This is a genomic window from Streptomyces sp. NPDC057565 (assembly GCF_042801455.1).
Taxonomy (GTDB): domain Bacteria; phylum Actinomycetota; class Actinomycetes; order Streptomycetales; family Streptomycetaceae; genus Streptomyces; species Streptomyces yanii.
The window spans coordinates 23,610-46,202 of record NZ_JBHVFU010000060.1 but is presented as its reverse complement, the minus strand read 5'-3'; the positions used below and the strand labels follow the sequence as shown (position 1 = coordinate 46,202).

14 protein-coding genes and 5 pseudogenes are annotated in these 22,593 nt (G+C 70.3%); 9 read left to right on the top strand and 10 right to left on the bottom strand.

The window, feature by feature from the left end:
- Positions 1 to 105: 105 nt before the first annotated feature.
- Positions 106 to 349: pseudogene (locus ACFU8W_RS43640) on the top strand (IclR family transcriptional regulator); the annotation flags it as partial.
- Positions 350 to 447: 98 nt separating this feature from the next.
- On the top strand, positions 448 to 990 hold the full coding sequence (locus ACFU8W_RS43635; RefSeq protein WP_384050218.1) for a Rieske 2Fe-2S domain-containing protein: 543 nt from the start codon (positions 448 to 450) through the stop codon (positions 988 to 990).
- 52 nt (positions 991 to 1,042) lie between these two features.
- On the opposite strand, the gene ACFU8W_RS43630 is transcribed toward ACFU8W_RS43635, so the two are convergent.
- A complete protein-coding gene (locus tag ACFU8W_RS43630; RefSeq protein ID WP_384050216.1) occupies positions 1,043 to 1,627 on the bottom strand; it encodes a helix-turn-helix domain-containing protein in 585 nt (194 codons plus the stop codon).
- A 117-nt stretch (positions 1,628 to 1,744) separates the two neighbouring features.
- On the opposite strand from ACFU8W_RS43630, the gene ACFU8W_RS43625 reads away from it, so the two are divergent.
- Genes ACFU8W_RS43625 through ACFU8W_RS43615 form a run of 3 tightly spaced genes read left to right on the top strand, consistent with a single transcriptional unit; the run spans position 1,745 to position 4,018 of the window.
- Entirely contained in the window at positions 1,745 to 2,581 is an 837-nt protein-coding gene (locus ACFU8W_RS43625; RefSeq protein ID WP_384050213.1) for an EamA family transporter, read from the top strand.
- 41 nt (positions 2,582 to 2,622) lie between these two features.
- Positions 2,623 to 3,270: an FMN-binding negative transcriptional regulator gene (locus tag ACFU8W_RS43620; protein WP_384050210.1), complete on the top strand. Its 648-nt coding sequence runs from the start codon at positions 2,623 to 2,625 to the stop codon at positions 3,268 to 3,270.
- Positions 3,271 to 3,310: 40 nt separating this feature from the next.
- A complete protein-coding gene (locus tag ACFU8W_RS43615; protein ID WP_384050207.1) occupies positions 3,311 to 4,018 on the top strand; it encodes a B3/4 domain-containing protein in 708 nt (235 codons plus the stop codon).
- 143 nt (positions 4,019 to 4,161) lie between these two features.
- Here the strand turns inward: ACFU8W_RS43615 and ACFU8W_RS43610 are convergent, their stop codons facing one another.
- Entirely contained in the window at positions 4,162 to 4,911 is a 750-nt protein-coding gene (locus tag ACFU8W_RS43610) for a hypothetical protein (protein ID WP_384050205.1), read from the bottom strand.
- A gap of 670 nt (positions 4,912 to 5,581) precedes the next feature.
- On the opposite strand from ACFU8W_RS43610, the gene ACFU8W_RS43605 reads away from it, so the two are divergent.
- From ACFU8W_RS43605 to fumC, 3 genes are all read left to right on the top strand, one after another.
- The gene (locus ACFU8W_RS43605) at positions 5,582 to 5,752 is read left to right on the top strand and encodes a hypothetical protein (protein WP_384050202.1); all 171 of its coding nucleotides are present in this window, start codon (positions 5,582 to 5,584) and stop codon (positions 5,750 to 5,752) included.
- 363 nt (positions 5,753 to 6,115) lie between these two features.
- Positions 6,116 to 7,789, top strand: coding sequence for an NAD-dependent malic enzyme (locus tag ACFU8W_RS43600; RefSeq protein WP_384050199.1), 1,674 nt, complete (start codon positions 6,116 to 6,118; stop codon positions 7,787 to 7,789).
- The gene (fumC, locus tag ACFU8W_RS43595; RefSeq protein ID WP_384050196.1) at positions 7,786 to 9,267 is read left to right on the top strand and encodes a class II fumarate hydratase; all 1,482 of its coding nucleotides are present in this window, start codon (positions 7,786 to 7,788) and stop codon (positions 9,265 to 9,267) included. Before ACFU8W_RS43600 ends, fumC begins: the two co-directional genes overlap by 4 nt.
- Here the strand turns inward: fumC and ACFU8W_RS43590 are convergent.
- Positions 9,258 to 9,446 (bottom strand): annotated as a pseudogene (locus ACFU8W_RS43590) (zinc ribbon domain-containing protein); the annotation flags it as partial. The gene fumC and the pseudogene ACFU8W_RS43590 overlap by 10 nt on opposite strands.
- Positions 9,447 to 9,713: 267 nt before the next feature.
- Between ACFU8W_RS43590 and ACFU8W_RS43585 the strand changes: the two are divergent.
- Entirely contained in the window at positions 9,714 to 10,766 is a 1,053-nt protein-coding gene (locus ACFU8W_RS43585; RefSeq protein WP_384050193.1) for a magnesium and cobalt transport protein CorA, read from the top strand.
- An 865-nt stretch (positions 10,767 to 11,631) separates the two neighbouring features.
- Here ACFU8W_RS43585 and ACFU8W_RS43580 read toward each other — a convergent pair.
- The 7 genes and pseudogenes from ACFU8W_RS43580 to ACFU8W_RS43550 all read right to left on the bottom strand — a co-directional run bounded on the left by ACFU8W_RS43580 (position 11,632) and on the right by ACFU8W_RS43550 (position 22,097).
- Positions 11,632 to 13,833, bottom strand: a complete 2,202-nt coding sequence (locus ACFU8W_RS43580; RefSeq protein WP_384050221.1) for an FUSC family protein — start codon at positions 13,831 to 13,833, stop codon at positions 11,632 to 11,634.
- An 844-nt stretch (positions 13,834 to 14,677) separates the two neighbouring features.
- Positions 14,678 to 14,956, bottom strand: a pseudogene (locus ACFU8W_RS43575) (integrase); the annotation flags it as partial.
- Positions 14,949 to 15,277, bottom strand: a pseudogene (locus ACFU8W_RS43570) (ISL3 family transposase); the annotation flags it as partial. The pseudogenes ACFU8W_RS43570 and ACFU8W_RS43575, both read right to left, overlap by 8 nt.
- Positions 15,278 to 15,387: 110 nt before the next feature.
- Positions 15,388 to 15,480, bottom strand: a pseudogene (locus ACFU8W_RS43565) (Uma2 family endonuclease); the annotation flags it as partial.
- Between the two features lie 70 nt (positions 15,481 to 15,550).
- Positions 15,551 to 16,843, bottom strand: coding sequence for an SWIM zinc finger family protein (locus ACFU8W_RS43560; protein WP_384050190.1), 1,293 nt, complete (start codon positions 16,841 to 16,843; stop codon positions 15,551 to 15,553).
- Complete coding sequence (locus ACFU8W_RS43555) at positions 16,840 to 19,770, bottom strand: DEAD/DEAH box helicase (protein WP_384050187.1); 2,931 nt, start codon at positions 19,768 to 19,770, stop codon at positions 16,840 to 16,842. Before ACFU8W_RS43555 ends, ACFU8W_RS43560 begins: the two co-directional genes overlap by 4 nt.
- On the bottom strand, positions 19,767 to 22,097 hold the full coding sequence (locus ACFU8W_RS43550) for a hypothetical protein (RefSeq protein WP_384050184.1): 2,331 nt from the start codon (positions 22,095 to 22,097) through the stop codon (positions 19,767 to 19,769). The genes ACFU8W_RS43555 and ACFU8W_RS43550 overlap by 4 nt, the downstream gene beginning before the upstream one ends.
- Positions 22,098 to 22,593 lie beyond the last annotated feature (496 nt).

The window sequence follows — 22,593 nt, the reverse complement described above, 5'->3', positions numbered from 1 at the left end:
CGCAAACAGGATGGTCGCCGATAACCGCAGGCCAGACGACTGCGCGTTGCCGCTGGAACCCACCATCCACTGCCACCCGCGAAGTACGGAGCTAGCCGACCGCGTTCCCCCTACACGATCACCGGTCCGGTGGCAGTGAGCGACCGTCAGATCACCGACGACGCCCTGTCCGTGGCCGCCCCGGTGCGCGGGCCACGCGGGGACGTGATGGCGGCGGTGTCGGTCGTTGTCCCGTGGGCCGGCGCGCGGGACACCTGCGCTCGTTCCGGCCGTCCGGCTGGCCGGACGAGGCATCTCCCGGGCCCTCGGGTGGCAACCCGACGCACATCGAGGTCCCGCTTCCGCCTGACGGAAGTCGCGTTGTGGGCCGGACGGCCGGTCAGCACCCTGTCGTACAGCGGCGGAGCCTCGGCGCTCCGCCGCGCAGGACAGGGAGCGACGCCCGCCATGACCAGCCTCTCCACCAGCCTTTCCGGCTTTGCCCGCGACCAGTGGTACATCGTCGTGTGGTCCGCCGAGGTCGGCCGCGAGCTGCTGGGCCGCACCGTCCCCGGCGAGCCGCTCGCGCTCTACCGGACGGAGGACGGCCGAGCCGTCGCACTCGCCGACCACTACGTGCACCGCCGCGCCAACCTCTCCATCCGTGGTGTGATGCTGAACGCGCGAGAGAGAGCCGGGGCGCCAGCACGTGTGCGACGTTGCGGCCGCCGGTCAGCGACTGGCGGCCGGGACAGCGAGGCTTGGCCGGGCAGGCCGCCGACGCGGCCGGCAGCTGCCGTCCCTCGCCCACCACACCGTAATCGGCGTCCCGACGACGGTCGTCGTTCTGTTGCGACCACTGCCGCGCTGGAGAACCGTCAGCCTCCAGCCCGAATCGCCACAGTCGTTCCGCGCCCTCGGCGTCTCCGCCCTCCTCGCGCAGCCGCGCCGTCAATCTTTTTGGCGAATCAGCAAGCGCAACAGGTATGGCATTACCGCCGGTTCAGGTGATCTGCAAGGCCGGGGGCCGTATGGATCGCCAGGCTGAACCGCACTGCGCGGGTCAGGTTGTGGGGGCAGGGCCGGGTGGCAGGTGAACCGTCATGATCAGGTGGCAGGTTTCGGTGCCGGATCCGCGGTAGGTATGGGGGGCATCGCCGCCGAAGGCAGCGGTCTGTCCCGCTTCGACGGGGTGCTCGGCGCCGTCGACGACCAGGGTCATCCGGCCGGAGGTGACACTGACGGTTTCCACGACTCCGGCCTGGTGGGGGTGGCTGGGGTACTCCTCGCCAGGCTCCAGTTGCCAGCGCCAGACCTCGACCGGGGCCGGGCCCGAGGTCGTCAGCATGAGTCGGGCTTCGCTGCCCTGCGCTCCGGTCCACAGAGGGGCCACGGCGTCGGCGGTCACGACACGGACGCTACCTTCGGCCGGTCCTTCCATCAGCGCGGACACCGAGATGCCGAGAGTGTCGGCCAGCCGGACCAGGGTGGCGAAGTTGGGGTTGCCCTGGGCCTTCTCCAATCCCACCAACGCGCCCTTGCTGACCTGGGCGCGCCGGCCGAGCTCGTCCAGGGACAGACCGGCGCGGGTGCGGGCCGCTCTGACGTTGTGCGCGAGTGTCCGCAAGGCTGCGGCCGTCTCGGCCATCTGATCACCATCCTCACAAGTGGACCACTTGAATGCACCGTGCGGTCGTTCGGTTGACACTCACTGGTCGATCTGCTGTACGGTTCAGTCGTTCCATTGAATAGTAAGGGATGTAGCGTGATCGCTCTGCTGCTGGCCCTGGGCAGCTCACTCGCCTATGGGTGCGCCGACTTCCTCGGTGGCCTCGGAGCCCGCCAGGCTCATGTGCTGCGTACCGTGATGATCGCGGCCCCGGCCAGCCTCGCGGTCGAGCTGCTGCTGTGGCCATTCCTCGGCGCCTCTTTCAGCACCGGCGCTCTCGGCTGGGGTGCCGCGTCGGGGGTCGCCTCGGCCGCCGCGTTCGCCCTGCTCTACCGCACCCTGGCGATCGGTCCGATGAACGTGCTGTCGCCCGTGACCGCCCTGGTGTCCGCCGCGCTGCCCGTCGGTATGGGTCTGCTGCAGGGCGAGCACCTGGCCGCCGCCGGACTGGTGGGGCTGCCGCTCGCCCTGGTCGCGGTGGTACTGGTCAGCGCCGGACACGGTGCGGGCTCGGCGCGCCCCTCACGCACCGCGCTGCTGCTGGCCTTCGGCGCGGGCGCCGCCATCGCCCTGCAGCTGATCTTTCTGCACCAGGCGCCGTCCGACAGCGGAGTCGCTCCACTGATCGTGGGCCGGGCAGTCTCCTCTGCCGTCACCCTGGCCGCGGCCGGGCTGATGCACCGCAAGCTCGGTTCGGCGCGGCCCGCGTACGCGATGTCAGCAGCCGCGGGTGTGCTGGACTCGCTGGCGAACCTACTGTTCCTGCTCGCAGCCCGCAGCGGGGACCTCACCGTCGTTGCCGTGATCACCGCCCTCTACCCGGCCGGCACGGTCCTGCTCGCCCGCGGCGTGCTCGCCGAACGCATCCACCGCGGCCAGCTCGTCGGGCTCGGCACCGCCGCCGCCGCCGTCGGCCTCCTCGCCCTCACCTGAACCACCCCAGCCCCCTCCGCCGTCTACGCAAGGAGAGCAGCATGTTCATCCAACCCTGGGACGCCGGCCTGGACGAAGCCGAATGGCAGACCTGGATCGCCGACGGCCACGACTTCGGACAGCTGAGCGTCAACGGCCTGCCCGGCCACCCGCCCGTCGCCGTCCCCACCCACTTCACCAGCGACGGAAACCACCTCCTGGTCCACCTCGCCCGGCCGAACCCGGTCTGGAAGGCGATCGAGCACGATCCGAACGTCCTCTTCACGGTCTTCGGCGACTACGCGTTCATCCCCGGTCCCTGGCGTGCCAAGGCCGACACCCCGCCCACCGACGGCGTCCCCACCAGCTACTACACGGCCGTCCAGTTCACCTGCCGCGCCAACATCGTCGACGACCCCGAGGCCAAGGCCGAGCTGCTGCGCCGCCAGCTCGCCCACTTCCAGCCCGACGGCGACCACGCCCCCGTCACCGTCGACCAGCCGCCCTACGGCCGGATGCTGCCCGGCATCCGCGGCCTGCACCTGGAAATCACCGAAGTAGTCGCGAAGTTCAAATACGACGACCACAAACCCGTCGAACACCGCACCGACGTGGCCGACCACCTCACCGCACGCGGCCGGGGCCTCGACGCCCCCACCGCACTCCAGCAGCGCCGCCGACTGGACCGCATCGGCCCCTGGAAGCCCTGACCCCGCACACCACCCCGGCACAGAAACGGAAACCCCACCCATGACCGCCTTCCACCTCACCCCCGCTGTCGCAGACGACTTCCCCGACACCCTCATCGCCCTGGTCACCGCCACCGGCCTGCGCGGCCGTGAACCCTGGCCCGACACCACCACCGCCCTGGAGGACCTGGAGCAACAGCTCGCCGACGGCACCTGGCAGCCTGCCGACGAGACCGACCCCCGCATCGAGGCGTGGCATACCGCCTACCGCTCCTTCGGCACCAACCCCCGCCGCATCCGCCCCAGCGTCGACGCACTCGGCCGGCGCCTCACCAAGAAGGGGACCCTGCCGCGCATCAACCCGGCCGTCGACTCCTACAACGGCGTTTCCGTGCAGCACGGCCTGCCCGTCGGCGCCTTCGACCTGGACCACGTCACCGGCGATGTCGTCATCCGCCACGCGGACGGCACCGAGTCCTTCACCCCGCTCGGCGAACCCGACACCACCGAGAACCCCAAGACCGGCGAGATCATCTACGCGGACACCACCGGCGTCCTGACCCGCCACTGGAACCACCGCGACGCCCACCGCACCCGCGTCACCGAGGACTCCACACACGTGGCCTTCGTCATCGAGACCCTCCACGCCGCCCGTGACGGCCACCTCCTCAAGGCCGCAGCGCAGGAACTGCAGGGCCTGCTCATCCCGCACGCCGAACAGACCGCCGTGTATGTACTCAGCCCAGCACAATCCCAGGTCACCGTCTGAGAACTCCTCACGAAGTGATCTTCGAGGCGGTTGGATCACTCCGGGACTGCCGATCCGAGGTGTGGTCGCTCCAGTTGGCAAGTGAGCGTTCAAGTCGGCCACTTGGGCCGTAGTCGCCTGGGACATGCTTGCCGCGGGGCTCGTCAGGCATCCGGCAGGAGGAGCCAGACCTCGGAGAAGGCGAGGCCGTGCTCGTGGGTCACGACTCCGCACGAGCAGCCCAGCGCGATCAGACGCCAGTCGCAGGTCACCGTCCACGGCCCGGCCGTACCGCCGCATCCTGGGCAGTCAACGGTCTCGGCCGTCCACACGCCGGGGGCGGGTCTGCCGTGGCGACGGAACCGGCCCGTGTACTGGACCTGCCAGGGCTCGACCGGCGGCGTGAGCCGGATGGCCTCGGGCGGACTCGTCTCGGCCAGGGTGGTGAACAGTGCGATCAGATCGGGGAGCAGGGCCTCGCCCGCTTCGGTCGGCGGCACCGCCACGCCGTCGGCTGTCCTCGGCGCGGCCCCGAATCTCGGGGCTGCCGCCGCAGCCGGTGGATTCGGGTGGGCGTGCCACGGCAGGAGGGCGCGAGCGACGGCGGCCAGGAGAGCAGCGGTGGGCGGGCTGACGGCGCCCGCGTCGAGGTGGTGCAGGGTGGTGCGCAGGATGCGTTGGAGCCGTCGGTCCCGGTCCGTGGCCGGCGTCCGTGCCGTCGCAGCCCGCCGGGTCGGGAGCGGGGCGGTGAGGCGGGCCAGGACGGCCGCTGCTGCATCGGCGTCCGACGAGGCGGGACGCCACTCCCCAGCGGCCAGGAGCTGCCAGGCCCGCCCGGATTCTCGGGTGAGGGCGCGGGTCAGCAGTGGATGGGCGCCGGAGGCTGCCCCGTGGGTGTCGTGTCCGCTCGTCATAGCGCCCCCGTCTCCCTGTCCCAGCGTGCCCGTCGCGCTGTGTCCGCGCTCCCGCCGCGCCGGTGGAGATTCCATCACACGAGCGGATTGGGCCTCGGGGGCCATCGGGTTCGCGTCAGCGCAGATCAGACGATGTGGCCATCTTGTACCGGAGGTGTTCTTCGAGCTGGTGGAACGGCCAGGAGGACCGTGGCCCGCTGGTCGCGGGAAGGCCGTACCCGGTCACGGATGCCACTCAGTTCTTCGAGGGCGATCCCGCGCCTCTGGCCACACCCATATGGCCAGGTCGTAGGGATTCCGCCCGCCTGGGACGGAGCGCATACGGGATATGCGTCGCCGACCGGGAGGCGAAAGCGGAGGACCAGTGCGCCCAAGACCGTTCGGGGCGTGCCGGTGAGCCAGGACTCACTCCTGCTCACTGCCCAGGAACGGTGCGCAGGCGGCACAGGTCGGATGCGGTGGTACGGGATCCAGCAACTGGTGAGCACTTGGTGTCGGTGCACCTGTTGGACTCGGGAAACGACCTGGGCAGCCTGCTGATCCCGTACCAGTTGGCGGCCTCGTCCGCGGACCTCGGTCTGCGCTGCGGGCGGAGCGGTTCTGGGAGTCGTGCCCGGCACGGACTACGCAGAGGAGACCTTCCCCCCTGAACGAGGACAACGCGCTGGTCATGGTCACCGACGACGTGGTCGAAGGGCCGGGCCTGACGTTGGAGGACCGACTGGAGGGAGCCGGACCCCTGGTCGGCGCGGCCCTCCACGACGGACTGAACGCCGAGGAGACAGCTGACCGCATCGTCGACGCCGCGGCCGTGGTGGTTGTCCGGCGCGTCGACGAGTGAAGTCGCGCAGACCGTCGGCTGGTAGTTAGCCTGAACTCATACCGTGGCACCGATGAGGCGTCTGACGCGAAGTGCGTGGTGGGCCCGCCGGGCGGTGCTATTGCGAGCGAGCGCCGCACTGGGACGGCGGCGTCATATTCCATACTCCCCCGGGCCCCGGGCCGCTCCGACCTTCACAGGTTCCGATCAAGGTCGCATACTCGCTGACCCTTGCGGCGATGATCGTGGCTGCTGTCTGCGTGGTGGGCATGGCACTACAGCGTCCCCGGCACCCTTCGACCTGCCGGTGGCCGCGGCATGGAGTGTTCCCGCGTGATCATCCCGGCCGAAGCGCACACGGCATTCGCACAGAGGGAGATTCTCATGACCGAGAGCCACGCGCGGACTCCGGAAACCCCCAGCGTTCTTGTAGATCCGCTACGTAACCGTGGTGTGGCCTTCACCCAGGAGGAACGGGATGCCCTCGGTCTTACCGGGCGCCTGCCTTCCGGGGTGCTCACGCTCGAGCGGCAGGCTCAGCGTGCCTACCAACAGATGCAGGTTCAGGACAACGACCTGGCCAAGAACGTGTATCTGGAACAGTTGCATGACCGCAACGAAACCCTGTACTTCAAGGTTCTCGCCGAGCACCTCGCCGAGCTGCTGCCGGTTGTGTACGACCCCACGGTGGGCGAGGCGATCGAGAAGTACTCCCACGAGTACCGGCGCCCGCGCGGCATCTTCCTGTCCATCGACCGGCCTGACGACATGGAGAAGGCCTTCGCCACGCTTCAAATCGGGCCCGAGGACGTCGACTTGATCGTGTGCACCGACGCGGAGGAGATCCTGGGCATCGGCGACTGGGGTGTGGGTGGGATCCAGATCTCGGTCGGGAAGCTGGCCGTGTACACGGCGGCCGCCGGCATCGACCCGCGGCGCGTCGTGCCCGTGTCGTTGGATGTGGGCACGGACCGAAAGTCACTGCTGGACGACCCGCTGTACCTGGGCAACCGGCACCCCCGCGTCCGCGGCACCGACTACGACGCGTTCATAGAGAAGTACCTGGAGACTACATCGTCCATGTTCCCGAACGCATTGCTGCACTTCGAGGACTTCGGTCCCAGCAATGCGCGACGGATCCTGGAGCAGTACGGCGGCCGCTACCGGATCTTCAACGACGACATGCAGGGGACGGGCGCCATCACGCTCGCTGCCGCGCTGTCGGCCGTGAAAGTGAGCGGTGTGCGGATGCGGGACCAGAAACTGGTCGTTTTCGGCGCCGGGACCGCCGGGGTGGGCATCGCCGACCAGTTGTGCGACGCCATGATCCGCGACGGCGCGGATCCGAAGCAGGGCGCCGCACAAGTGTGGCTGATCGACAAACAGGGGCTGCTCACCCGGGACATGACCGACCTGCGCGACTTCCAGCAGCCCTACGCGCGTGATCCGGCCGAGGCCGCAGACTGGGCGCGGCACGATGGCGCGATCTCACTGCTGGAAACGGTTCGCCGGGTCAAGCCGACGATCCTGCTCGGCACTTCCACCGTACATGGCGCGTTTACGCGCGAGGTCGTCGAGGCCATGTCCGAGGGCACCGAGCGGCCGATCATTTTCCCGATCTCCAACCCCACCTCCCGGATCGAGGCCATGCCCGCCGACGTCATCGCCTGGTCCAGGGGGAAGGCGCTCGTCGCGACCGGCATCCCCGTCCCACCCGTGGAATACGACGGCGTGACCTACCAGATCGGGCAGGCCAACAACGCGCTGCTGTACCCGGGCTTGGGCCTGGGCACCATCGTCTCCGGTGCATCCCAGGTGACCGCGGGCATGCTGCTCGCGGCCGCACAGGCTGTCGCGGACCAGGTCGCCCCGTCGGGGCCGGGCGCGTCCCTGCTGCCGCCCGTGGACAATCTTCGGGAGTCCTCGGCGATCACTGCGACTGCGGTGGTCAAGGCGGCACTCGAGGACGGCGTGGCCACCTCCAAGCCGATCGACACCGCAGAGGCTGTCCGGGAGGCCATGTGGCAGCCGGTCCACACCGACGGAGCCGCAGCATGAACACGCAACACTCCGCCGCCGACCGGGCCGGATCGGCCGGTCAGGGCGAAGCCCCGAAGATCCTCGACATCCCCATCGGACTGCACGCGACCGGCTTCCGGCGGGAGACCGACTCCATGGGAGCGATTGGCGTCCCCGCAGACCGCTACTGGGGCGCCCAGACACAACGCTCCCTGATCCACTTCTCCATCGGGGACGACCGCATGCCCAAAGCGGTCTACCACGCCTACGGATACGTCAAGAAGGCCGCCGCCGCCGTCAATGGGCGCGCCGGACGCCTGCCGGTCTGGAAGGCCGACCTGATCCAGCGTGTGGCCGACGAAGTCATCGCGGGCAAGCTGGACGAGCATTTCCCGCTGTACGTGTGGCAGACAGGCTCCGGGACCCAGTCGAACATGAACACCAACGAGGTGATCAGCAACCGCGCCATCCAACTGGTCGGCGCGGAACTGGGCAGCAAATCCCCCATCCACCCCAACGACCACGTCAACATGGGGCAGTCCTCCAACGACACCTTCCCCACCGCCATGCACATCGCCGCGGTCAAGGAGATCCACGAGCACCTGCTGCCCAGCGTCCAGGCGCTGCAGCACGCCATCGAGACCAAGGCACAACAGTGGCACGACGTGGTGAAGATCGGCCGCACCCACCTGGAGGACGCCGTCCCGCTCACCGTGGGGCAGGAATGGTCCGGCTACGCCCACCAGTTGCAACAAGCCATCGACCGGGTCACCGGGTCCGCCGAGGGCCTGTACGAGCTCGCGATGGGCGGCACCGCGGTCGGGACCGGACTCAATGCTCCACCCCGATTCGGCGAGCAGGTGGCAGCTGAGATCGCTGCCATGACCGGCTACCCATTCACCACTGCCGAGAACAAGTTCGCGGCCCAGGGCGGTTTGGACGCCGTGGCCGGCGCCTCCGCCGGGTTGAGGGCGCTGGCCGTGCCACTGATGAAGATCGCCAACGACATCCGCTGGCTGGCCTCCGGACCTCGTTGCGGCCTTGACGAACTCATCCTCCCGGCGAACGAGCCCGGCTCCTCGATCATGCCGGGCAAGGTCAACCCGACCCAGTGCGAGGCAATGGTCATGGTCTGCATCCAGGTGCTGTCCGAGGACGAGGCCATCGCCTTCGCCAGCACACAGGGCAACTTCGAGCTCAACGCCATGCGCCCCGTCATCATCAACAACTTCCTTCACGCGGCGACCATCCTCGCCGACGCCTGCACCAAGATGCGCGAATACTGCATCGAGGGCGCGCAGCTCAACCGGGACCAGATCGACAGCTACGTCGACCGGTCCCTCATGCTGGTCACCGCACTCTCGCCCGTGATCGGCTACGACAAGGCCTCCGCGATCGCCCACAAGGCCAACAACGAGGACACCACACTGCGCGCAGCAGCGCTGGCCTCCGGCTACATCAGTGCCGAGGACTTCGACCGCCTCGTCCAACCCGCCTCCATGGTCGGTCAGACTTGAAGTGCTCTCCCGGCAGCCGGGATGAGCGCGAGGCCCATCCGGTACAGGTGCAAGATGTTCCGGGCTGCGTTGTGGTCGGCGTTGCCCGACCAGCCGCAGTCCGGGTTCTTGCACACGAACATGGCCTGGCTCTCCCGGTTGCCGGGCGTGGTGAAGCCGCACGCTGAGCAGCGTTGGGCAGGACGCGGTGAGGTACCAGCAGCCACGGTTCACGTCGAGGTGGATGCGGTCGGCTCACTCCACCTCCCGGTGCGCGAACGCCACGGTGGCCGTGAGGGTGTACCGGCCGTGCCGGCCCGGGCAGCGCATTCAGCGGCGCCGAGCAGGTTGCCTCCGGGAGTCTGCGCGCGGGAGAGACCAACGTATTGCTGTGAGGCCTGTACGGCGCGCTATGCCGCCGGGGGGCAAGAGGTGGCGCACGTCGGCTGGACGCAAGGAGGAAGGCCATGATCGTCGACTGCGCACACTACCGCGACGGGCGCCGGCAGCACGAGGGTGCGATGTCGCTGGAGCAGGCGGCCGCGCGCTGCACGCAGGGCGGATTTGTCTGGCTGGGCATCTTCGAACCGGGTCCTGAGGAAATGGCCAGGGTGCGCGAGAACTTCGGACTGCACGAACTCGCCGTCGAGGACGCCCGGACATTCCACCTGCGGCCGAAGGCCGAGCAGTACGAGGACGGCACCGAGCTGATCATCCTGCGCACGGCACGCTACGACGACGAGCGCGAGGAGATCGACACCGGCGAGATCAGCATCTTCCTCGCCGAACACTTCGTGATCACCGTCCGCCAGGGCATCGCCAGCGAGCTGCACGGCGCCCGCGCCCGGCTCGAACGCCGCTCCGAGCTGCTGCGGGCCGGTACCGCCTCAACCCTGTGGGCCATCCTCGACCAGGTCGTCGACAGCTACGCGCCGGTCGTCGCGGAACTCGAACGCGACATCGAGCAGATCGAGGCCACGGTGTTCTCCGGGGCGGTCGCCCCGACCGAACGGATCTACTCCCTGCGCCGTGAGGCCACCGACTTCTACCGTGCCGTGCACCCGCTGCTCGCCGTGCTCGCCCGGCAGCTGCAGCCCGACAAGTCACCGACCGAGCTCCTGCCGTACTTCCGCGACGTGCACGACCATCTGCTGCTGGTCAACGAGGAGGTCTCCGCCCAACGCGATCTCCTGACCACCGTCCTGGAGGCGAACATCGCGGTGGTCTCCGTCGAGCAGAACAAGATCAACCTCCAGCAGAGCGCCACGATGGAGCGGCTCACGATCGTCGCGACCGTGTTCCTTCCGTTGTCCTTCGTGGTCGGCTTCTTCGGGCAGAACTTCGCCTGGCTGGTCAGGCACATCGACAGCTTCACAGCGTTCCTCGACCTCACGGTCGTCGGACTGCTGCTGCCGTGCCTGATGCTGTACGTCTGGCTACGCCGACGTCGCCACCCCACACCGTCGATGCCGGAGGTCAGCAACGTCGCCCCGCACCCTCCGGCAGCCTCCACGGAGTGAGGACGCACCGGTGAGCGCCCCCACCGTGGACGACGGTCGCTCGGCCGCTCACGCCTGGGCGACGCGGCCTCGCGCGGGGCCGGCGGGCAATGGCACCGGCTTCGTTGTTCATGGCGCCCCCGGCAGGCGCGGTGATCAGCCGCGCCCGTCAGCCAGGCCAGGACGCGGATTCGGTGGCGGTGGCCGTCGCGTGGCGGCCAGACGGGCCCCCTGTTCTTCAACATCGACTCCAGCCGGTACTGCTGCCTTATGTGAAGATGCGTGCGGCCGGGCAGGCGCCCGGGGCCCGCCGACACCGGGTCCGGGCGATCGACGCCTACCTGCCCAAGATCGAGGACGGGTGGCCACCCTGTGGTGCGCGTGGCTGGCCGGCCTGGTGCCAGGTCCCTCCATGAACGGCCGCGCCTCGGCGTAGCCCGGCTGGGACATCGACAGGCCAGATCCGCACTCGTTCGCGAACCGTGCGGCCCGGGTGTCCGTGTGCAACGGACACGCAGTTGCCGAGTAGGGATCGGAACGGTTGCCACTACCCGAGGGAGCGGGCCGGGCCGAGTGCCAGGTGGTGGACCCGGTGGGACTGCCGATGCAGGCGACGGTCACCGTGCTGGACCGGGTGGGACAGCCGGTGACGGAGGGCGGCACCGACGCGTACGGTCTGTTCACCCCGGCTATACCGCCCGGCGATTACCAACTGTCGGTGGTCTGCGAAGGTTTCCAGCCGCACCGGGTACCTGTCCAGGTGTTCCCAGGAGCCAGAGCCTCGGCCGGGGTGATCGGCCTAGTCGCCGCCCCACTGCCGCCGACCCCAGACTGTTCGCCCCAGCCTCGCCGAGACCAGAAGGTCAGCTGCGGCAGCCGACCCCGGCTACGCGCGCCCGCCCCGAGACGACGCCCGGTCGGATGTGGCGACAGACACCACCCCGAGGGGGCGGGCCAGACCGATCAACCCTTCGTCCAGGCGCTGCAGATGCCGCAGGACACGGTCCGTGACACGGTCGTGCCGGGGGGTGCCGGGCGTGTCCGTCTCCAGCATGGAGGCCAGGCTCGCGCCCGTCTCCACCACGCCGTCGCTGTCGTCGTCCTCGACACGTGCGACGAGGACGTCGATGTTGTGGGCGATGCGCCGGCCTGCCCCCTTCAGGAGGGGGTCCGCGGCAACGCTCTTGCTGTTCGGGAGGAGTTCGGCCGTCGCCGCCAGCGAACGCGCGTGGTAGGCGCACGTCTCCAGCAGCGCCACCACGTAGCGAGCGGTCTGGCGGCGGGTCCGCAGCGGAGTGATCGGGTGGGTCAACGGCTGCGTGGAGGATCGCAGATCCTCCAGTGCCGTATCGAGCTCCCGGGCCATGTCCAGCAGATCGCGCGCGGGCCCGCCGCTCAGCTGCTCCACCGCGGCATCGGTGACGACACCGAGCCGGGTCAGCACCGTGCCGAGGAGTTCGTCGGTTCGGCGATCGGTATGCACCGGCAGGATCACGGCCGCCGCGATCACGCCGCAGGCGGCGCCGAGCGCGGTCTCCTCGATGCGCAGGACAAGCACCGCGGAGCTGTAGGTGTTGAGCAGGGTGTACAGCAGCCCCAGTGCCGCCGTGACGAAGAAGGACATCAGGGCGTACGACAGCGGCGCGGTGAAGAACATGGCGAAGACGAACACCAGCACGAGTGCGAACGCCGTCCAGGTGTGGTGGCCCACCAGGCCCGCCAGGCCGGCACCGGCGACGACGCCGAGAACCGTGCCCAGCAGCCGACGGTAGCCCTTGACCAGGATCTCCCCGGTGGACGCCGTGTTCAGGAAGACGACCCAGCAGGTCAGCACCGCCCAGTACCAGCGCTGACTGGAGAGGAACTCCCCGCCCACGATGGCCAGCGCCGAACCCACCGACACCTGGACCGCGGCACGCGTCGTGGGACGCTCCAGTCCCTTGCGGACATCCTCGACAGGCTCGGTCTCCTCGGCCTGCGCCATGGCGACGTCCTCGGCATCCAGTTCCTCACGGGAACGCGTCGTCGCAGGCGTGTCGTCGGACTCGTCCTGGGGCCCGTCGAGAGCCAGCCGCAGGCCCATGACACCGCGCGCAGCCTCCCCGATGCCGCGGAAGACGTCCTGGACGGGGACCGAGGTGCGCGGCAGATTCTCCTCGTCCCGATAGCCGAGCAGCCGGTTGCGCAGATGGGCCACCGCGGCACCACGATTGCTCGAGGCCGGGCGGGCCACGAGCAGGCGCAACGCGTTGAGATCACGGCGCAACGTCGCGGTGATGTCGTCCTGTGTCCGCAGTCGGTTGCCGGGCGCCGGCGCGGGCGCGTGCGGCAGATGAAGTGTGAGCGTATCGGCGCGTTCGGAGCTGCGCGCGGTGAGGATGAGTACGCCGAGCCGCTCAGCTGCGATCTCGGCGTCGGCGACACGGCGCTGGACGAGCAAAGCGGTGGCGCTGTCGCTGGTGCCCTCCTCCAGCCGCCCCTGGATCATCATCGCGCTCTGATGGAGGCGTGCGGTGTGCCGACGTACGTCCTCCAGCGCCTTCTCCACGTGGTCCGGCCCGGCGACGAGCAACTCGATCTGGGCGGATACCAACTGGCCGAGGCGGGCGCGGAATGCCTCGCGCAGTCGCAGCAGAATGCGTTCGGGCGTCTCAACAACCAGGCCGAACCGCACGACCGCGCTGCAGACGAACGCGACGACCAGTGTTCCGCACAGCCCCGGCAGCGCTGAGACCGCGGCCCTGACGAACAGGGACACAAAATAGATCTGAAAGCCGATGAGCCCCAGGGCCGTACCGCGATCACCGAACCGACGGCTGTAGACCGCGGCAAAGATCAAGGCGAGGAAGACGAGGTCGCCCGCGACGATCCGGGTACTCAACAGGGCTCCCAGTGACATCGCCACGAGCGCCACGGGCAGGCCGAGCGCGAGCGTGATGGCCTGTTCGCGCCGTTGCTTCTCCTTGATGGCGAAGGTCGCGACCATGGCTGAGATGGCACCCGCCACCATGTGGCTGACATCGGCCTCGAGCAGCGCCAGGACCGCGAGCGTGAGCGCGATGGCGCCGACTGTCCGCAGGCCGGCCATCAGCCGCAACAGTCCGGGGTCGGAGGACGAGAACCAGTCCCAGACCCTAGTCCGGCTCGCCCGTGTCACTGGCCTCACCCTGCCGCTTTCCCCGCTCGCCACCGTAAACCGGAAGTTCCAGCATGGCACGTGTCAATCCTCGCCCTGGCCCCGCCGTTGTCCGTTGCCAATGAAGTCAGCCGAGCGGATGCCTACGACCTGCGACGACTGACTTCGTTGGCAAGGCGGCCCGTGGCGCCGAGCAGCGTTGACGCCGTCGTGACCCGCGGCGATTGGATTCGATGACAAGGAACATCACGGACTGGGTTCGGTGTTATAGGGCATCGCCATCGGACGACGTGGCGGCCCTGGCCCGGATCGCAGGCCAGCTCTCCTCCCGCCAGACGAGCACCGCCTATGCGCTCCGTTCCAGGCGGGCGGAATCCCTACGACCTGGCCGTATGGGTGTGGCCGGAGGCGACGGGGAGGCCCCGAACCATCTCGCTGGTGACACGGGGCCCCGACCGCTGACACCACACCCGGCGTCCCAGATCGCACCGAGAACGTTACCCACACCCCGCCGGGCATGCCCGCAGCTCATCGCGCCGTTCACCCCATCGTGCCCATGTTCGCCAAAACGGTGTGTCTGCCCAGCAGTTGTGAACCCCTGCCCGGGTCCACTCCTGGAACACCGTCGCGACATCCTCGCGCCCGGCACGCTGCCACCGCTCGCAGCCGAGGGGCCTCTTACGACGACGCCGACAACCGCGGTGCGTCCCATCAGTTCACTTGCACAGGGATCAGCCACTCAGAATCCTACTGTTTCGGATCAATTGGACTCAGCAGGGTGGTTGTTGAGGTGGCCGGCCGTGCGTCTCCGGCGCTGAATGAACGCCTTGCCGTGATCGCAGACGATCGTCTCCGGCACGACCTCCGGCCTCGCCGCCGCGTGTTCCAGCCGCTCGTCCAAGGCCAGCAGCCACCGGTGCGGCAGCACCGACCGGGACATCCGCAGAGCCTCCGACCAGCCCGAACGTATCGTCTCTGGCGTATCACTGCAGGCCACGAGGGTGGAGGCGTCAGCCGCCTTCGTCGTCGGCCGCAGCACCGCCGCAGTAATCCGCCTGGACGCGATATCGACAAGCGCGGGCTGTGCGGCGCTGGTAACGCTCCAGGACTCCGGGCACCTGTTCGTGGAAGGTGTGGCAGCAGCCGAGCGTGGGACACACCAGACGCCGCACCCGCACACGGACCACCACCTGGCGCCCGTCGACCGGCACGTCGGCTACCGTCCGCAGGTGATAGCCGGGCATGCGTCCTGACACACCGGGCAGACCGCGGTGTCCTGCGGAGTCCGTGCCCGCACCACGATCCGCTCACCCCCGTCGACCACATCCTCGATGACCAGCGGGGACAGCCCAGAAGACACCGTCTGCACAAGCTCGTTGACATCCCTCACATGAATGCCAACGACCCTCACGAATCTCCGTCACCACCGAATATGAGACAGGGCCGAGCGCTCAGATCGCGAAGTAGTCGTGTCCCCGCATGGGAAGGGCCACGACTTGAACGACTCAGCGCTCCATCGATCAGCTCGGTGTGTCGTGGGAGGTCGGGTGCGTTGTCGAGGTCATCGGCCTCCCAACCACTCGGCCGGGGCGGCAGCATTCAGGGCGGGAGCGCGTCCCATGCGGTCGTCATCGTGTCCTCCTTCGGGCGCCCTGGCCAGCTTAATCCGTCAGTTCGCCGTGGCGGCGGTGCGGGCCGCGACGAGAGCGGCGACGGGGTCGGCTGTGGCGGGGGCGCAGGGCCACCATTCGGCGGCGGTGCCGTGGCCTTCGCGGATGTAGGGGTGCCAGCGGTTGTCGGGGCCGAGGCGGATCTGGATGCCTTCGTTGTCGGCGGTGAGGCGGTTGCGCCAGGCGCGCAGCCGCACCGTGCGGGCGGCGGGGTCCACACCGTCGGCGTTATCGGGGTCCAAGAGGGCGGTGCGGGCGGCGGCCATCGCGGCGGGGTCGGGGCTGAGAGGTGCGCGGGCGACGGCGACGCCCGCGGGTCCGCCGTGGCGCCGGGCGCGGACCAGGCGGGTGAAGTTGGGTGCAGGCAGACCGGTGGCACTGGCGAGCCGGTGGAACCGGTCCTCGCCGACGCCGCTCGCGGCGAGGCGTACGGCGTCCTCGAGGGGGGTGCTGGTGAGCGAGGCGGTGTGCCCGGCGGCGAGACCGCGGGCCAGCTGAGCGGTGTCGCGGGTGATCGCTTCGAGGTCGTCGAGGGTGAAGGGGGCGCCGGGCGGGGGCGCGGTGGTGAGCGGGAGAGGGACTGCTTCGGGCTCACCTGACGCGGCCTCGTCCGGCTCGGGGGCGGGTGGGCTGAAGACCCCGCTGAAGGAGGCGAAGGCTTCGCCGGCGGGCACGCCCTGGCTGCGGGGTGCGTCGTCGGTCTGTGAGGTGGTGCCGGTGAGGGCCTGGCGGCGGGTGCGCAGCGCGGCGAGGACGGCGTCCTTGGTGCGGCCGCGGAGAGTGAAGAGCCAGAAGGGGTCGTCGTCGAGGTGGGCGGCGGTGGCGTAGCACAGTGCGGCGGCGTGCTTGCAGGGGTAGCCCCAGTCGGGGCAGGAGCACTCGGGGTCGAGTTCGCTCGGCTCGGGCAGCAGGGGGACTGCGGCGGTGCGGGCGTCGTCGACGAGGTCGGCGGGCATCTCGCCGTCGAGGAGGGCGGCGGTGCGGCCGGCCTGTACGGCGATGGCGTCGAGGAGGGTGTTCCACTGGGCGTCGGTGAGGACGCGCAGGTGCACCGCGGCGTCGTAGGGCCAGGGGTTACTGCCCTCGACCTCGGCGCGCAGGAGGCCGGGGGCGGCGGTGACCGGGCCGACCATGCCCTTGCGGGTGTAGGTGCGGCCGCGGGAGAGGCGGCCGGCGTCGAGGGTGGATGCCTCCAGGGCGTCCACCCAGGCCTGGCCCCACCAAGTGGCGGCGAAGGCGCGGGTGCCGGTGCGTGGGGCCTTGCGGGCCCGAGCCCCGCGTGCGGGCGTCATACTTCGAACTCCTTGGAGAGTGCGATGAGTTCGGCGAGGTCGGCGTCGGAGAGTTCGGTCAGGGCGGCCTCGCCAGAGGCGATGACCTGGTCCGCGAGGGCGCGCTTGGCGCCGAGCAGGCGGGCAACCTTGTCCTCGACGGTGCCTTGGGTGGTGAGCCGGTGGACCTGGACGGGGCGATCCTGGCCGATCCGGTAGGCGCGGTCGGTGGCCTGGTCCTCGACGGCCGGGTTCCACCAGCGGTCGTAGTGGATCACATGGGTGGCTCGGGTGAGATTGAGGCCGGTCCCGGCGGCCTTCAAGGAGAGCAGGAAGACGGGGAACTCGCCCTGCTGGAAGGCATTGACCATGCCCTCGCGATGCGGCACGGAGGTGGCGCCGTGCAGGTAGCGGGCGCGCATGCCGCGGTCGGCGAAGTGCCGCTGAAGGAGCTTGCCCATCTGCGTGTATTGGGTGAAGACCAGCGCGCTCTCGCCTTCGGCGACCACCGTGCCGAGCAGTTCGTCGAGGAGCTCCAGCTTGCCGGAGCGGCCGGGCAGCGGGCCGGTCTCGCGCAGGTAGTGGGCGGGGTGGTTGCAGATCTGCTTGAGCGCGGTGAGGAGTTTGAGCACCAGGCCGCGGCGGGCGATGCCGTCCGCCTTCTCGATGATGGCCATGGTCTCGCGGACCTGCGCCTCGTACAGGACGACCTGCTCGCGGGTGAGGGCGACGGGGTGGTCGGTCTCGGTCTTGGCCGGGAGTTCGGGAGCGATGCCGGGGTCGGACTTGCGACGGCGCAGCAGGAATGGGCGGGTGAGCCGGGTGAGGTGCTCGGCGGCCTGCCGGGCCTGGTCGGCGGTTTCCTCGTCGCCCTCCGTGCCCAGCGCGCCGCGCTCGATGGCCTTCGCGAAGCGGTCGCGGAAGGCAGACAGCGGGCCGAGCAGGCCGGGGGTGGTCCAGTCGAGCAGTGCCCACAGCTCGGAGAGGTTGTTCTCCACCGGGGTGCCGGTGAGGGCGACGCGGGCATGGGCGGGCACAGCGCGCAGCTCGCGGGCGGTGGAGGCGTACGGGTTCTTGACGTGCTGGGCCTCGTCGGCGGCGACGAGCGACCACTTGACGGCGGCGAGCCGCTCGCGGTCGCGGCGCAGCACGCCGTAGGTCACCAGGACGAGTTCGTCCCCGGCGAGGTGGTCGAGGGTGCGCTCTTGGCCGTGGTAACGGCGCACCGGGACGGCAGGGGCGAAACGGGCGGCCTCGCGCTGCCAGTTGCCGAGGAGGGAGGTTGGACAGACCACCAGGGTGGGGCCCGCGGTGTCGGACTGCCCCTGGCGGTGCAGGTGGAGAGCGAGCAGGGTGATCGTCTTGCCGAGGCCCATATCGTCGGCGAGGATCCCGCCGAGCGTGAGACGGGTCATGTCCGCCAGCCAGGCCAGGCCCCGTTGCTGGTAGCCACGCAGGGTGGCGGTCAGGCCCTCCGGTGTCCGGACGGGGGTGCGCTCCTCGGGGTCGCGCAGCCGGGCGACCAGGTCACCGAAAGCGCCGGCTGCCTCCACCGCGACGCGCTCGCCGTCCCACTCCACCTCCCCGGTCAGCGCCGCCTGGAGCGCGTCCAGCGGGGCGAGTTCGCAGCCGTGCCGCCGCTTGAGGCGGGCCACCAGCTTCGGGTCGGCGACCACCCACTGCTCGCGCAGCTTGACCAACGGGCGGCGGGCCTCGGCGAGCTGGTCGAGTTCGGCTTCGGTGAGCCTCTGGCCGCCGAGTGCGACATGCCAGGAGAAATCAAGCAGGGCGTCGCGGCCCAGCAGGGTGTCCACGGTCGCGCCGGGCGCGGTGGCCGCTCCGATCTCCGCCCGCGCCTGGAGGGCCTTGACCAGCTCGCGTGGCCAGTGCACGCGCACACCCGCCGTGCGCAGCACGTCGGTGGCGTCCCCCAGCAGCTCCATGGCCTCCTCGTCGTCGAGCCGGAGCGCGCTGGGGGCGGCCTCGGCGAGCAGGCGCTTCAGCGGCTGCCAGGCGCGGGCGGCGCGGCGCAGCGCGAGCAGCGCTTCGGCCTCGGCATGCGGGCCGAGCAGGCGCTGCGCGCGGTGCGGGTCGGCCCACAGCTCGGCGGCGTCGAGGACCAGGGACGGGTCGGCCGCGGTGCGCAGCTGCAGCACGGCTCGGAAGGCGCGGCGGTGCCCGGCCGGGGGCTCCACCCGCAGCTCCACGCTCACCTGCGCGGCCCGCTCGGCGGCGGCCTCGGCCGCCCACTCGGCCAGGTGCGGATGCAGGGCGGTGGCGCGGTCGGCGTACGGATTGCCCGGTATGGCCCAGACGGCGGCCGGGGTGCGCGGCAGGGTGTCGGCGAGCGCGTCGCAGAACTCCCGCACCAAGGTGGCCGGTTCAGCGATGCGCACCATCCGGTCGCCGTCCGCCGCAGGCACGGGGAGGTTGTGGGCGTACGGGGGCAGCACGGCGGCCAGCGCGTCCAGGTCGCGCTTGCCCCGCGCCCCGGGCGGCCCGAAGCGCCAGGTGGTGTACGTGTCAGACGTCAGCGTTGGATACAGACGCCCCTCGCCGAGCAGTTCCAGGGCTCGGCGGGCGACGGCTGCCCAGGCGGCGAGCGACGGATGGACACCGGAGACGGGCAGGTCGAGCAGAAGGGCGAGCGCATCGCCGGCACCAAGTGCCCACCCCTCGACAGTGCGGGTACGCACTGTGCCGCCGTGCGGCAGGACCAGCGGCAGCCGGACCCGCTCCACTGCCCCCGGCGCGACGGCCTGGGCAGGCACGCGGCGGGCCTCGGCAGCAGGCCGGTAGAACACCAGACGGCCGAGCCGGGCCGGCTCGGCCGGCACGAACACGGTGGCCCAACTGCCGCGGCCGAGGTGCTCACGCGCCCAGGCGACAGCAGCGGTGTCGGCGAGCGGCCCGGCTTCGACGTCGATCTCCCTCACGAGAAGACTCACTTGGCGCTCCCCGCGTTATTCGCACTCCCCGCCTTGAACGCGGCCTTCCGCAGCCGCTTGGCCAGAGCCTTGTCGAGGGACTTGACGGCGTCGGCCAGCCCACCGAGCACCTCGCCGGTGTGCGGGTGGCCGGCCCGCCACAGGTCGTCGGCGTACTCGGCCACTTGATCAAGCGGACGCCTGCCACCCTCGGGGCCCGCCAGCAGCCTTTCGCGCAGCGCCTGTTCGCCAGCCCTGGCGAACGGCAGCGCACCGTCCACCAGCATCCACTCCAAGCCCCACGCGTCGTCCCCCTCGGCGGGTTCACCGATCCGGCGCAGCATCGAAGCCGCGGCGTGCGAACAGCCGGTGACCTTCGAGACCGCCGCCTTGCGCAACACCGCCTTTGCTCGCCCGGTGCGGTCCGCCTCCAGCACGGCGGCCAGCACCCGCGGGGCCTGCAGGCGGCGGAGCGCGTCGCCGGGTTCCGTACCGTCGCAGGCGTCCACCACTTGCACCGCCGCGTCCGCCTCGGAGCGGGCCGCCAGCCAACCCGCCACCTCCGCCGCCGCATCCGCCTCGGAGGGGTATGAGTCGAGCGCGACCAGCAGTGTACGGGCGTCCGCCTGGGCGAGCGAGCCGATCACCGGCGCCGGCACGCCCGCCGCCACCAGCAGCATGCGCAGTCCGGAACGGCCCAGTGCGGTGAGCCGGAAACGGCCGAGGGACGGCGCGGCCTCCCCACCGCCGTCGAGGCCGTCGAGCAGCAGAGCGAGGGCAACGTCCCCGACTGGGGGTACCTGCCAGGCCGTTTCGGGCCCTGAGGAAGGCTCGTGGCCTTCGCGTTCGGCGGCGCCGAACAGCTCCAGCGTTTCGGCGGTGTCGTCGTACTGCTCGGTCAGCAGCGCTCGCACCAGCCGCCGGGCCGGGCCCTCTGGCAGCCCTTCCATACCGTTGGTGAGGAAGGCGGCCGCATCAAGCCACTCCCCGTCGGGCAGCCCGTACGCCGCGAGCAGCATCAGGAACACCAGCGGCGGTGCCTCGTCAGTCAGCTCCCGCAGCGGCGCCAGCTCGCCCAGCAAACCACCCATCGCGGGGAAGGTGAGGGAGAGCTCGACCGCCGCGCCCGCCACCCCTTCCTGCCAGGCTGCCAGCAGCGCCATGTCGTCGCCCTCGTCCGGCAGTTCCCCGCCGGCCCGCGCACGATTGCCCTCCACCTCGACGAACCCGCAGTTCAGCGACCACTCCCAGGGCAGATCCAGCGGCTCCATGTCAGCCGCGCTTCGCACCTTCGCCAGCCGCGCGGCCCGCTCCTCGGCATCGCCCCACTCGTCGGGGTCAATGCGCCACAGTTCGGCCTCCTCCACGGCCTGCCGGGCGAGCTTCGGCCGCAGCAGCCCCTTCGGCGTCAGCTCTCGACCGCCGCCGCACCAGTGCCCGAGCCGCACCGCCGCCATGAAGGCGGGCACCTCGCGCACCGCGCGGGCCAGATCCACCTCGTCGGGCAGCCGCACGGCCGGCAGCCGCAGGCCCACGGCGCCCAGCACATCGGACAGCGACACCTCTCCAACCGCCCCGTCGTCCTCGCGGAGCGGCCCCGCGCCGCCGGGTACCGGGTGCAGACCGCCGCACTCGCACCGATACGTCCCCGGCAGAGTCTTGCGCCCGCCCGGCCCGGCGCGCCTCTTCCGCCGAGGGCCCGCCGCCCGGCGCAGCGGCACCTGTGCGAGCGCCCCGGTGAGCTCGGCGGGGTCGAAGGCAGCCGGGTCGAAGCCCTCCTCGTACAGGCCCGCCAGCACCTCGTCGTGCAGGCCGTCGTGCTCCACCCACTCCTCACCGCCACGCCGGACGACCGTGGCGCTCGGGCGCTCCCCGTCCCCGTACCGGTCCAGCAGCCCGGTCAGCCCCCATACGCCACCAAGGTCCTCGGCCGGGGGCATGGCCCGGCGCCCGCCCGCGCACACCGCGCGCTCCCCCTCACCCCCTTGGGCGGGGCGCACCGCCTCCACCGTGATCCGGTGCAGCCAGTCGTCACCGAAGTCGTAGGTATAGTCCATACGGTTGCCGGTGCGCGGCAGAGCATCCGCCAGGACGGCCTCTTCCTCGTCGAAGACGGGGAGGCCGACGTCCTCCGGCGGGGCGTATCGCTGGCCCAGGCGATCCTCGAAGGCGTGCAGGTGCATGTCGTCCCAGCCGAACGCCACCTGGATCACGTCATGCAGCGAGCCCAGCGTGACGTCCGACGGCACTACCAGCCGCCGCCACACCGGCGGCTTCATCCCTTCCAGACTGACCTTGAGCTGGTGAACGGGACGGACTTGCTCGACGGATGTGCGCTGGACGGTCATGGCCTGAGGGCTTCCCACTACTCGGAGGCGTACACGCCGGAACACACCCGTATACCGCCGCCGTACGCCCAACGGCTGTCACGGCCATTCTTGCAGTCCTGAGCCACCGGCCCGGCTGCACGGCGGAATTCCCCCGGCCGGCTTGCGCACGAACCACCCTTTGTGTCTGAGTTCGAGTCCTGGCCGGCACTGTAAATCGTTCGGTGTAACTCCCAATCACGGAACATTCGCAGGTTCCACCGGCCGTTCCACCCGGTGAAGTGGACGGCCGCGAGCGGCGGCACATCGATTCGCCGGAACAGTCGCCCTGGTGAAATACAGGTCCCAGGCCGCACCGGGAACTGCCAGATCGGCGGTGCGACGCGAGGTCGCACGCTGTGAGTGGTTACGTAGAGAGGAGGTCGGCATGATGCCGATGACGTAACCCGGGCCAGTGTCCAAGGCCCGTCCCCTCCCCGACGTGCGTCGCTGGTAACGGCGGGGTGCGAAGCTCGGG